Annotated in this window: 12 protein-coding genes; all 12 read right to left on the reverse strand. The window is 54.4% G+C overall.

From position 1 onward, the window contains the following. The coding region (locus VH86_RS03525) for a contractile injection system protein, VgrG/Pvc8 family (protein WP_255352455.1) at positions 1–569 on the reverse strand (569 nt) is incomplete at its 3' end. Positions 570–688: 119 nt separating this feature from the next. Beyond that, positions 689–1,105: a putative T6SS immunity periplasmic lipoprotein gene (locus tag VH86_RS25870; protein WP_045831902.1), complete on the reverse strand. Its 417-nt coding sequence runs from the start codon at positions 1,103–1,105 to the stop codon at positions 689–691. A gap of 492 nt (positions 1,106–1,597) precedes the next feature. After that, on the reverse strand, positions 1,598–2,056 hold the full coding sequence (locus VH86_RS03535; RefSeq protein WP_045831903.1) for a putative T6SS immunity periplasmic lipoprotein: 459 nt from the start codon (positions 2,054–2,056) through the stop codon (positions 1,598–1,600). Positions 2,057–2,378: 322 nt separating this feature from the next. Next, positions 2,379–2,783 carry a putative T6SS immunity periplasmic lipoprotein gene (locus VH86_RS03545; protein ID WP_156150552.1) on the reverse strand — a complete coding sequence of 135 codons (405 nt, stop codon included), beginning with the start codon at positions 2,781–2,783 and terminating at the stop codon, positions 2,379–2,381. Positions 2,784–2,818: 35 nt separating this feature from the next. Next, the gene (locus VH86_RS03550) at positions 2,819–3,376 is read right to left on the reverse strand and encodes a hypothetical protein (protein WP_045831906.1); all 558 of its coding nucleotides are present in this window, start codon (positions 3,374–3,376) and stop codon (positions 2,819–2,821) included. Beyond that, positions 3,363–6,002, reverse strand: coding sequence for a type VI secretion system ATPase TssH (gene tssH, locus VH86_RS03555; RefSeq protein WP_045831907.1), 2,640 nt, complete (start codon positions 6,000–6,002; stop codon positions 3,363–3,365). The genes VH86_RS03550 and tssH overlap by 14 nt, the downstream gene beginning before the upstream one ends. A gap of 153 nt (positions 6,003–6,155) precedes the next feature. After that, positions 6,156–6,647, reverse strand: a complete 492-nt coding sequence (gene hcp, locus VH86_RS03560; RefSeq protein WP_045816759.1) for a type VI secretion system effector Hcp — start codon at positions 6,645–6,647, stop codon at positions 6,156–6,158. 4 nt (positions 6,648–6,651) lie between these two features. Next, on the reverse strand, positions 6,652–8,313 hold the full coding sequence (locus VH86_RS03565) for an OmpA family protein (RefSeq protein ID WP_082082820.1): 1,662 nt from the start codon (positions 8,311–8,313) through the stop codon (positions 6,652–6,654). Then, positions 8,313–8,963: a type VI secretion system protein TssL, short form gene (gene tssL, locus VH86_RS03570; protein ID WP_045831908.1), complete on the reverse strand. Its 651-nt coding sequence runs from the start codon at positions 8,961–8,963 to the stop codon at positions 8,313–8,315. Before tssL ends, VH86_RS03565 begins: the two co-directional genes overlap by 1 nt. Beyond that, positions 8,960–10,297 carry a type VI secretion system baseplate subunit TssK gene (tssK, locus tag VH86_RS03575; protein WP_045831909.1) on the reverse strand — a complete coding sequence of 446 codons (1,338 nt, stop codon included), beginning with the start codon at positions 10,295–10,297 and terminating at the stop codon, positions 8,960–8,962. The genes tssL and tssK overlap by 4 nt, the downstream gene beginning before the upstream one ends. Positions 10,298–10,311: 14 nt before the next feature. Then, positions 10,312–11,859 carry a type VI secretion system contractile sheath large subunit gene (tssC, locus tag VH86_RS03580; RefSeq protein ID WP_045831910.1) on the reverse strand — a complete coding sequence of 516 codons (1,548 nt, stop codon included), beginning with the start codon at positions 11,857–11,859 and terminating at the stop codon, positions 10,312–10,314. Positions 11,860–11,888: 29 nt separating this feature from the next. Further along, positions 11,889–12,386 (reverse strand): type VI secretion system contractile sheath small subunit, encoded by a 498-nt coding sequence (tssB, locus tag VH86_RS03585; RefSeq protein WP_045831911.1) that lies wholly within the window; start codon positions 12,384–12,386, stop codon positions 11,889–11,891. Positions 12,387–12,404 lie beyond the last annotated feature (18 nt).

Raw genomic sequence — 12,404 nt, forward strand, 5'->3', positions numbered from 1 at the left:
GTATCGGGCTGAAGCGTGAAATAGTAGAAGATGCCGATTTCAGACAGCAGACGCTGAACAAACTTCAGGTCACTTTCCTGATACTGGTTAATCTGTTCCCTTCGGGGATAGTCATGCTTCAGGCTGAACTCATATTCCCACCCGTGAAAACCATGCTCATCCAGTATCTGGCCGACGACTTCCGGTACGGATTTATTCACAAAGAAGCGATGTGTGCGATATTGCTTATCCAGAAGCGCAAAGCGGGGCTCAATAATAATGAGATAACTAACCTGGTCTGCGGAACCCGTCAGACGGCGGAAGTCAGTGATATAACCGTGAACAATTTTCTGCGATTCGGGTTCCAGCAGAGAGCCGGTTCTCATGGTCAGCGTTACCGCTTTGCGCAGCATCTTCTCTGGCGAGATGTCCTTATCGGGGCTGGTGAAAAGCACGTCATATTGATAATTCGCGCTCAGCGCTTCCGTACCGTTCAGACTCTCAACATCAATAACAGAATTACAGTTGGGAATTTGAAGAGAGTAGCGATTCAGGGTAGAGGATAAAATCGATTCTGCGCTTTGTAGCATATCACTCGGGGTCATTGTCATTCGCTCCGTGATGACGGATGGTCCAATCCCATACAGGGATGAGGTTCAGTTAAGAATTCTATGTATTGAGTTGCACAGGTAAGTCATTTAATGAAACGTTAATATCCCCGACCTATGTAATAAGTGATTTCGTTTCGCTGCAGGGGAACGCTGATAACGCCCGTATTGTAAGCTTTAAAAGCCACGGAGAAGTTTCTGATCGGCTTACGCCTGGTCTGCGTCATCAGACCAAACTGAGCAACATAAACATTTTCTGAACTGCTGGTTATGTCCTCAGCCATGCAGAGGAGCAGGCCGTTATCGGTTCTGTATCCTGCTATGTCTGGCTGCTGAGCAGAGTCCCGACGTCCTCTTTTAAAAAGGTAAAAATATGAAAGTGAATAACCACCCGGTTGCAATACAGTGAAACATATGCAGCCATCAACTTTGCTAACCAATGTTTGCTTAGAAGGAGTGAATTTATCGCCAATACATCCTGACAATACAAAAACCATGAGCAGGGAGCACATTTTCATTATTATTAAGACGCCTGGAAATAATCTTTTACCCTTAATCAAACAAGAACATTAAACCAAATCACATAAAATTAAGCATTAAAAATCAAACAAGAAAATTAATCAGACTCATCCCTAAGGTAATGTACAACCTCATCCTGCTGCAATGGAGTGTTAACAAAAACCCTACCTTTAAATTCATTCGCAGTGGAGAACTCCCCACAAACTCTCTACTTTCGCTTTTCCCCGTTTAAAAATTGCCATATTTTTAGCATAAAATCATAGACGTGCCTGACTGTAAAATATTCTTTATTTTCTTCTCCTTCAGCCTCAGCAACTTCAGAAAACGTTATCTTATCTCCAATACACCCCGTCATCATAAATGCAACAATCACATGCAACTATATTACACTTAGGGAAAAATCATCATTCAACATAAAAAAACCTGAGAACATCTTTAGACCTTTCATAGAGAACAGGTTGATGAATTCTTTTGCTAACGATATTTATAAGTCATTTTTCCGTCAACATAATATCACTCAGAGAGAAACCTCGGGAAGTAATCCATGTTTTTAATGACAGATTATAAACCCGACCATTACTCAACCTTATGGACGCCACTTTTCTAAAGGATGGGAGTTTTTCTATTCTGGACAATAGACCATAATGAATAACATATTCTTTTTTTTCTGATGCTGGTAGCAGGGATAATGGCATGCAACGCTTATTATTTACTGCCATTAGCTCGCTCCCATCAATTGTCTTCCTAAGCCCTGAACCATCTTTATTTTTTACTGAAACCACACTTAAATAATACGCTTTATTCTGGGGTATGTTTATACATAGCTTATCATTAATAACAACCATGTCGGCATCGCGTTCAAATCCGATAGGATCTTCTCCCAAAGTACACCCAACTATAACAAAGCAAGTGAATATGATGATGAAATATAATTTGATAGATTTCACCATGAAAAACCTCTTAACGCTCTCATATAAGCTAAACAGGCTTCAGGCTCACTCATCGCTCTGACAGATTTGACATGGTCATACAACCTTAACTCATTCCATCGACCAAATCCCCACTCGGTAAGAATATAGTTATCAGCAATTATTTGAGCCTGTTGCTCCATCGAGTATTCACTCAATAGTCGGCCGTCAAGATCATATGCATAAGTAGCCATAAAACTGAGCATGCCGCGACAGATAACGCACATAGCCTGATTACACATAAGACGAAGAAACGTCCTCTGTATGAAATTAGTGCGGGTCAGTCCGTTGATAAACTGAACCGCTAATATCCCCGCCCCATGTAATAACTGATTTCGTTTTGCAGCAGCGGAACAGTGATAAATCCCGTTTTTTCAGCTTTAAAAGCCACAGAAAACTTCCGAATCGGTTTACGTTTGGTCTGTGTCTTCAGACCAAACTGCGCAACATAAACAATTTCTGAATCGCTTACTGTGTCCTCAGCCAAGCAAAGAAGCAGGCTTTTATCGGTTTTGTATTCTGCTATTTCTGGGTGCTTAACAGAGTTCCGATTTCCTCTTTCAAAAAGGTCAAAATATGAAAGTGAATAATCATCAGGTTTTAATACAGTGAAGCAGATGCGGTCAGCATCTATGCTGAGAGGGGCTTTTTCTGAAAGTGTGAATCTGTCTCCTAGACATCCTGCCAGGAGAAATACGATTACTGACAAAGCCAACCTGTAACTAATTATCCTCTGAGATACATTCACCAAGGGAATCCTCTCAACGCATGTTTATATTTCTGCGAAATAATTGACTCATCCAGGTTTCCGTCCAGCGTGACATAACTACGACGCCGGTACTCCATAAATGTATTATACCCCTCACTCGCCAGTAGAAAATTATCTGCAATAATTTGTGCCTGTTGCTCCATCGGATACTCACTCAGTAGCCGTCCATCCAGTTCATAGCGATAGCTCGCCAGCCAGCTTATGAGCCCCCTGCATATCACGCACATTCCCTTTTGGCGCTGCCATACATGGCTGAGCTCGTGTATAAAAGTATGTCTGTCGGCAAGGTCACTCTGAGCCAGGTCAGCAAAATCGTTCCGGTAAAGTGGCGGAGGGTAAAATATTTCTCCCTTCGGCGTCATAGCAACAGCTTCATTTTGCAAACCAAACGGGAGATAGCTGTCTTTATGGATCCATACCTTGTGATAATCAATTTTGTCCCGGAACACCGTCCTGGCAAGCACGATTTCCCCTTTACTCATCAGCCGCAGGCTACCTTCTTTGGCTGCCGCATCTCTTTCAGTTTTGTTCATGAATGAGATTCTCAAATGCCATCAGCACACCGTCCTCTTCGTTCCAGTCCAGGCTGAGAGTGCCAGGCAACTGCCCGCCGGCCTGATATTGCAAAAGCTGCTGACTAAGCACCGGTAAAATCTGCTGGTTGAGCAGGCTGTCGACGTTGCGCGCGCCGGTGTCCGGCAGCAGGCAGGCAGCGGTTAGAGCCTCGTATAGCGCGTCCGAAATATCCGTGTGCAGGCCGTAGTGGCGTTGCAGCCGCTGACTCACCTGACCGAGCTTCATTTCGACGATGATACGCATCGCCTCAGCACCCAGCGGACGGTAAATCACCGTCTGGAAACGTGCCAGCAGTGCGGGCTGGAAGTGGTCACGGATAACCGGACGCAGCAGTTCCTGCAGCTCAGCTTCGCTGGCGTCCGGCTGCTCGTCCATTTTCTGCATCAGCATGTCACTGCCGAGGTTGGAGGTCATCAGGATAACTGTGTTACGGAAGTCAATTTCACGGCCCTCGCCGTCGCGCATAAAGCCCCGGTCAAAGACCTGATAGAACAGGTTAATCACATCGCGGTGCGCCTTCTCAACCTCATCGAGCAAAACCACGCTGTACGGGCGTTTGCGCACCGCTTCGGTCAACACGCCGCCCTGCCCGTAACCGACGTAGCCCGGCGGTGAGCCCTTAAGCTGGCTTACCGTCTGCGCTTCCTGGTACTCGGAGAGGTTAATGGTGATCAGCGACTTTTCACCGCCGTACAGAGTGTCGGCCAACGCCAATGCGGTTTCAGTCTTGCCCGTACCGCTGGTGCCGACCAGCAAGAACACACCCTGTGGGCCGTTTTCTGCGGTCAGTCCGGTTTTTGAAGCGCGCAGGCGCTGTGCAATCGCGTTTAGCGCCGCTGGCTGCCCTACAACGCGCGCTTCCAGCGCTTTTTCCAGCGTCAGCAGCTCCGTCTGTTCGTCCTTCATCAAGGAAGAGAGCGGCACGCCGGTCCAGTCGGCAATGACGCCCGCCACCGTGCGTGCGTCTACATCCAGCGTCATCAGCGGCTCGCCCTGTTGCAGCGCGTGCAGCGCAGACTGAAGTTCAGCACGATGCGCCTGCTGACTGGCGTCCTGACGGCAGGCCAGCAGCCTATCCGTCAGCTCGCGCTCGGCCACCCACCTCAGCTCCAGCTGTTCCAGACGTTCATCAGCGCTGGCCAGCTCTCTCAAAATGTCATGCATGCGCGCTTCCTGTATGAGGCCGCCCAGCGCTTCATCATCCAGGATGGCGCGCTTCTCCATATTCAGGGCATCCGTGCGGGCGCGCAGTTGCGTGATGGCTTCCGGCACCGCGTCCTGGCTCATGCGCACTCGCGCACTCGCGGTATCAAGCAGGTCTACCGCCTTGTCCGGCAGCTGGCGCCCGGTCAGGTAGCGGCGAGACAGCGTGACAGCGGCGCGCACGGCTTCATCGGTGATGTGCACGCCGTGGTGTTGAGCGTAGCGCGACTTCAGGCCCCGCAGCATCAGGCAGGCGGTCTCGTCGTCCGGCTCATCGACTTTAACCAGCTGGAAGCGGCGCTCCAGTGCGGCGTCCTTTTCAAAATACTGCTTGTACTCGCTCCAGGTCGTGGCGGCGATGGTGCGCAGCTCGCCGCGCGCCAGTGCGGGCTTCAGCAGGTTAGCCGCATCCGCGCCACCTGCCTGATTACCTGCGCCGATAATGGTGTGCGCCTCGTCTATGAACAACAGCACCGGCTGCTCGGCCTGCTGCACCTCCGTAATGATGTTCTTCAGGCGCTGCTCAAACTCGCCCTTCACGCCCGCGCCTGCCTGCAACATGCCAAGGTCAAGGGTGCGCACGCTGACTGTGCTCAGGCTGGCAGGCACGTTGCCTTCCGCAATGCGCAGCGCCAGTCCCTCGACCAGTGCGGTTTTGCCCACGCCCGGCTCGCCCACCAGAATCGGGTTGTTCTTGCGGCGACGCGAGAGGATGTCCACCATCTGGCGGATTTCATTGTCGCGCCCGTACACCGGGTCAATCTTCCCGTTCCGCGCGTCGGCAGTGACGTCGCGTGTGAAGCGGGACAGCGCTTCAGCGCCTGCAGCAGGCGCAGCGCCCGCCAGCGTAGGTGACTCGCCCTCCTCTGCGTTCAGGCTACGCAGAGGTTCGTTCGGCTGCAGCATTTCCGGCCTTTCGTCCGACTGCGCATCCAGCAGCGGTCGCAGCGCCATCATCTGGCGCGGGCTCAGGGTGAGGATGGGCCAGAGCGCGTCGCAACGTGTCAGCGAGTGGTTGCCAACCATGGCTGTCAGCAAGTGCACGCTACGGATGCGCTCCTCACCGTCTACCGAGGCCACCAGCCAGGCTTCCTTCAGCAGGTGGTGCAGGCGAGTCGAAAGATCCGGGCGGCTGCGCACCAGGCGAGGCTGACCCTCCAGAAAGCTCAGCAGCCCCTGCCAGACGCCGTCCATATCCCACTCATAGCGGCGCGCCATGACCGTGATATCGCCCTCACCCTGCTCCAGCACCTTCAGCAGCCAGTGCTCGGGCATGATTTCCGCGTGTGCGCGGGTCTGACACAGCGAAGCGGCAGCCTCCAGCGCGCGGGCGCAGAAGGGGTTAAGACGGCGCAGCAGCGCTGCAGACTGGTGTTCCATTGGTGTTCTCTCCGTTGCTGGCACGCTACCGCCCCTGGCCGTAAACCGAGGCCCATAAGGTCTGTAGTATCTGCACATCAGTGTGTTTTTCAGGCGTGCACCCGCGCGCAGGCGCACGCCTGAAAAAGCGGACGGCGAACCGTCCGCACGGGCTTACGCGGTGGCGCGCTCGTTCCAGGAATCGGAATGAATGATGTTGCCGTCCTTGTAGGTCCAGGTGATTTTTTCGTAGCGCAACTCAATCATCTCCAGATGATTGTGCTTCTCTTTGGAAGGGTCCTTAATGTCGTGCATCACCGGGTTAACCTTCACCACCTTCACGTTCTCAAGCTTGGTGTTGAAGTACTCGACTTCCTGGCCCGCGTCGCTGATGCGGTACCATTTGAACTCCGCCGACTTCAGGGTCTGGCCAGTGGTCACGGCCTTATAAAGATACGGACTGGACGAATCGATTTCTTTAGTCAGGAAGAACGGCGTGTGGATACGCGTGCCGGTTAGTTTTCCGGTATTGTTGTCGGTCGGGATGTACAGGTTATGCTCCTGCGCTACCACCTCAATGCTGCCTTCACGATCCTGCACGTCCACTGAACCCTTGATGTCTGCGCCGCCGTCGTCCTTGAGCCACAGATAAACTGGAATTGCCATGTTGTTACTCCTTTTCAGACTGAGAATGGCCATCATCCTGTGATGACCGGGTTTGAACGCCCGGCACGCGGCAGGCATCGGCCTGCGGTACCAGACTGATTTCGACCCGGCGGTTGAGCGCACGCCCCTCCGCCGACTCGTTTGTTGCTACCGGACGATCCTGACCGTAGCCCTGCACCGCAAAGCAACTCTCTGGCACGTCGCCCGTGTCACGCATCCAGTCGCGCACCGCTTCGGCACGCTGCCGGGAGAGCACCTGGTTCAACTGCGGATGGCCGGTGCTATCGGTGTGGCCGGCGACCACAATCAGCCAGCCGGGCCGGGCTTTGATGCCCACCAGCGCATTAATCAGCACTTTGTCAGACCCCGCTCTCAGCGCCGCTTTGCCCGATTCAAAAAGGGACAGACTGTCAAGGCGCACCGTCTGTGGGCCCTGCACAACCTGCTGAATCACAGGAGCAGGCGCAGGCGGGGGTGACCAGCGGTGGATGGCTGTGTTTACCGGCGCAATAAGCCGCATGCCCTGATAAAGTCCCATGCCGAACCGCAGTGGCTCACCGCTACGCTGCCAGGCATCCAGCAGCGAGCGATCATGGATAAGCGCATCGCGCGCAAGCGTTTTGGCCGCGATAGCGTCCTCCGGCAGGCGGCGCCACAGGGCAAGGTGATCGGCCACGCTGCGCACGAGGCGCTGGTTATGAATGAAGGAAGCAAGCATCGCCAGCGTCAGAAACAGGCCGAAAGTCAGTCCAGCTATTCTCGCCGTGCGCAGCCAGCGGCTAATACCCTGCTGCTGCGGGATATCGGACAGCAGGACATCCGGCAGCGGCAGTGAAAGCTGAGACGGGCTGTTTTCAGACGACAGCGTGGTCAGCCCAGCGAGATGTTGCTGCCAGAGGTTGCCCGGTTGCGAAGGCGATGGCGTCAGGCAGATGCCAAACTGGCACGGGTTCGCAGCATGCGGCACGGCAGCCTGATCGACATACCACTGCATCAGGCTTTGCAGTCTGAGCGCGTGATGAAAATGAAGGGGCTCCCGGGTGACCCACTCCGCCAGCGAAAGGCGGGCGTCATTTTCCGGATGAAACTGAAACTGCGGATGATCTGGCGTAAGGCTGAACCAGTGCATACCCTCATCCACTGACGAGCCCCATATCACCGTCCACAATGGCGGCAACCCATTCAACACATGCCGACACTGTGAAAAGGCACGCAGCCACCCACTCTGCTGTTGCGTTAATAGGTCTGCGGAGGTGTGCTGCCCGGGGATGATCGCCAGCATCACCGAAAGCTGAGGTACCAGTGCCGGATACTGCTGTGCCAGCCGTTCTGCCAGCGTGGGCAATTCAGCAGGCTGACGCACGTTCAGGTACCACCCATGCCGGGTCTCGCGGTGAGTCTGATCACCAAACAACGGCGATGTATCCCCTGTCACCAGAATCACAGGGCCATGATAGGTTTCCGGCGGCAGGCAGGCATCCATGGTTGGTCGATCACCAGGGGCATTACGCTGAAGACGCCACAGAATAAAACCGGTCACCAGCAGCACCAGTGCGCAGAGCACTGCCGCATTCATCGCCGTCAGTCCCGAAAAGCCCGTCACCAGCAGGATGGCGAACACGGTCCCCAGCAGCGTCAGGCCCTGGCGTGAATTGGGTCGTAACATTACTGTGCACCCGCCATGCGCGATACCATGTCTGCCAGCGCTGATTCCAGCACGAACCAGAGACCGCCAAGCAGCACGACGGCCATCGCCCAGCTCAGCCAGTAAAAGCGGCGGCCGGTGTGCAGACCTTTAGGTCGCACCACCAGCGGCGCATCTTCCGGCAACGCAAATGGCGGCACCCGCGCAGCCAATGCATTCACCACGTCCTCACGACGTTCATCATCCTGCGCGCGGTAATGCCCGACGAAACCCAACTGCAGCGTGCGGTAGAAACAGGTCAGCACCGTAACGTCTGCTGCAGGCTCGTTCAATACAGTGCGGATGCGATCCCAGAGCGCTTCGCCGCCGTTCAGTGAACCAAAGAAGCGCACCTGCAGTGGATCACGGGTCCAGCGCAGCCAGCCATCGTCCTGGCTCCCTCTGTTCAGGACCGCCTCATCCAGCAGTACGCAGAAGGCATACAGCATGTGGTCGCGGCTGGCGTCACTGAAGCCAGCCTCTGTCAGCGCCTCGCGGGCTGACTTCACCCAGCCTGCCGCCCGGCGATAAAGCGCGTCACCGTTCTCAATTTGCTGTCCGCAGCGCAACTGGCTCACCATCAGCCAGCCCTGAAAAAACAGTTTTTCTGTCAGTTTGTTGGGATTATTCATGAGCGCAGCACCGCGTAGAGTTCCAGTTTCAGCTCACCGAGCGATTCTGGCGTATAGAAAGTGCAGCCACCGGAGGCCAGCATCGCCCTGGCCGCATCCGTTGAGAGGTCCAGCGCAAAATACTGGTTCTCAAGGCGCAGCGGGATGGCCGCAGGGACGTGAGGCAGTGGGCGGATGACCATTCCGCTCAGCGCAATATTCACCACCTCAGAAACATCGTCCTGGCTGCCGGCTTTACACAACAGCGGGAAGCGTGCCTGGAGCTCGTGATTCGGCAGGGAAGAGCGAACGGACAGATAAAAGTCCGCGCCTTCGCGCAGTCGTGCGTCGTGGAGTTTTCCCCTCCACAGCACGCCCTGTTTTTCCAGGTCGATGGTGACAACCCGGGAAGGCAGGCTCGCCTCCAACAGCGTATCCAGCAGCGTGAAAAGCGGCGGGAAAACCTGCTCTGGCGCGTTGTGCAGGTAGGCCGGGATATCTTCCGGCACATTCTCGAGGGAAAATGTCAGCAGGCTGCCCGCAAGGCGCACCAGTTCACGGTAAAGCAGTTCAGGATGGCGCGACGGTGACTGGTACAACTCTGTCAGCACCGGCTCCGCACTGTTCAGCGCATTGAGCAGCCAGAACAGAGAAACGTCTGACACGGCAAAATCCGCCATGCGTTCGTTACTCTCGCGACGCAGTTGCATCAGACGCTGACGGCGTGCCTGCAGGCGATGAAGCAGGTCACCCAGCGCCGCGATCAGCGCCGGACTGCCAGCCAGTGACAGCAGGGGTGGAATAAACGCGGCATCGTGCATCCACTGCCCCTGCGCGTTGCGCACCAGACGGGCAACCGGACAGGTCAGGTATGCCGCGTTTTCCTGATGCGCCAGCCGCAGGCGCAGTGCAAAACGCAGTACCGCAATCTCTGTACGCTCGTGACCTGCCAGCTCCTGCACGCGCTCCCGGGTGGCGACCCAACGGCGCGGGCGTTCGCTGTCCGCACCGTTTTCCAGATTACCGCCGTTGGCGTTGATCAGCGGCAGCGCCAGTACCACCTCTACGCTGTCCCGGTCCGTCACCTCACTTAACTCACAGACAGGAGGCAATGTGTCAGCCAGACGGGTATCGACCAGGGTGCCATCCGCAAAGCGGACGGCAATGCGCGTCGCATTCAGCTTCGACAGTGCCAGCGCACCCTCATCGAACTCAACACACAGCACGCCCCAGGGGTGTGCCAGCGTCATGCCTGCGACGGTGCCTGCCACATGCGCGTCCCACATGGCCTGCTGCTGAAACTGTTGCGGCGTCAGAAACGCGCCGTCTTCCCATAACGGACGGTAAATTTTCATTACGGATAGCCGCCTTACGCTTTCGCTTTTGGCATCTGCGATACCAGCGACAGATTGACGTCCATGCCTTCCACCTGGAAATGCGGCACTGCGAAGAGTTTCACGCGGAAGAAACCAGGGTTGTCTTCGATATCTTCCACCACCACCTTCGCATCGCGCAGCGGGTGTGAGGCCTGCAACGCGTCACCCGGATCGGTCATCTCGGTCACCAGGCTCTTCACCCAGGTGTTTAGCTCGAGTTCGAGCAAGCGGCGATCTTTAGTGGTGCCGATGTTTTCGCGCTGAATCAGCTTCAGATAATGCGCGATGCGCGACAGCAGGAAGATATAGGGCAAGCGCGCGTTGATGCGGCTATTGGCGGTGGCGTCTGTGGTGTCATAAATCGCGGGCTTCTGCGCCGAGTTCGCAGAGAAGAAACAGGCATAATCACGGTTTTTGTAATACGAAAGCGGAATGAAACCCAGATTGGCGAATTCAAATTCGCGCGTTTCAGGGATCATCACTTCAGAGGGGATTTTCACCTGATTACCGGTGCCGAGGTCATACAGGTGAATCGGCAGATCCTGCACTGCACCGCCCGCCTGTGGACCACGAATCTGCACGCACCAGCCGTTGTTGATAAAGCTTTTCACCATATTGGCGGCGAAAGCGAAAGACGAATTGGTCCAGAGATATTTTTCGTGATCCGGGCCTTTCACCTCTTCAACATAGTTAAAACTGCGCACCGGCACGGTATCAGGTCCGTACGGCAAACGTCCCAGCACACGCGGCATGGTCAGACCGATATACCGTGAATCATCGGTATCACGGAACGATTTCCACTTAATGTATTCCGCACGATCGAAGTAGTTGCCGATGTCTTTGATGGCTGCCACTTCTTCCATTGTTTCCTTAAGGAAAAACGCCGGACCGGCTGACCCGATAAACGGCATATGAGCGGATGCCGCAACTTTCGAGATATTACGCAGCAGTGCGATATCCTGCGCAGAAGCATCGAATTCATAGGCTGCAATCACCGCACCGATCGGCTCGCCACCCGGCGTGTCGTACTCAGCGACATACGTTTGCAGATAGAGGCCACTTTGGATAATTTCCGGCGCGTCTTCGAAGTCCTGACGCAAATCTTCTTTCGATACATCAAGCACTTCCAGTTTGACGTTTTGGCGGAAATCGGTCTTATCCACCAACGATTTCAAACCACGCCATACCGATTCAACTTTCTGGAATTCGTCATGGTGCATCACCGCGTCCAGCTGTCGGCTGATCTGATAATCCAGCTCGGCAATGTGATGATCCAACAAGGTTTTATCCAGCTTTTCGACTTTCTCACCGCTGATTTTCAAGCGATTAAGAAACACCTGCATCGCCGCCGTCACGCGCTCGTCAGCAGTGGCATCTGACATTGCCTGATTGTCTTGCCAGACATTCAGGTCACTCAGTGAGCTAACCGGATTAAGATTAATTTTGTCGAACAGCGAGGCGTACACGCCTTCCGCTGCAGGGTTTTCAAGCACAGTGGTTTCACCGGAAGATCGGGTTTCATTCTGAACTGACATCAGCATCGTCTCTCATTTAGTCCGTTAAAAGGGGTTCAGCCGTTATCGCTGGCAAGCGCAGAAAGTTCCGCACGCAGTTCGTCACTCAGTGCCGGGTCTTTCAGGATGATCTCCAGTTCTTTGCGGAAAGTGACGTTATCGAGCAGATTGGATTTGAGATCGCGCAGCAGATTACGCATCGCGAGCATCGCTTTGAGTTGCGGGATCTGACGAGCGACCTGTTCAGGTTCGAAGTCTTTGATGTTGCTGAATGTCAGATTGATGGCCTGTTCACTGCCATCCGCTGACAAGGTATCCGGCACGGTGAGTCGGACTGATGGCGAAAAGTCAGCGAGCACGCTGTCGAAATTGTTTTTATTGACGTTGACCTTTTCACGTTCGCTCAGCACGCGATCTTCCTGGCCATTACTGAAATCGCCGGTCACCAGCAGTTTGAGTGGTAGCTCCATTTTGCGGGCAGCGCCGCCGGTGTGAACGTCGAGTTTGATGTTAACGCGCGCTTTGGGTATTTCGTTTTGATAAGAATTACTCATACAACCTCCTGTTAGACA

The organism is Pantoea sp. BL1 (genome assembly GCF_000963985.1).
Classification (GTDB): domain Bacteria; phylum Pseudomonadota; class Gammaproteobacteria; order Enterobacterales; family Enterobacteriaceae; genus Pantoea; species Pantoea rwandensis_B.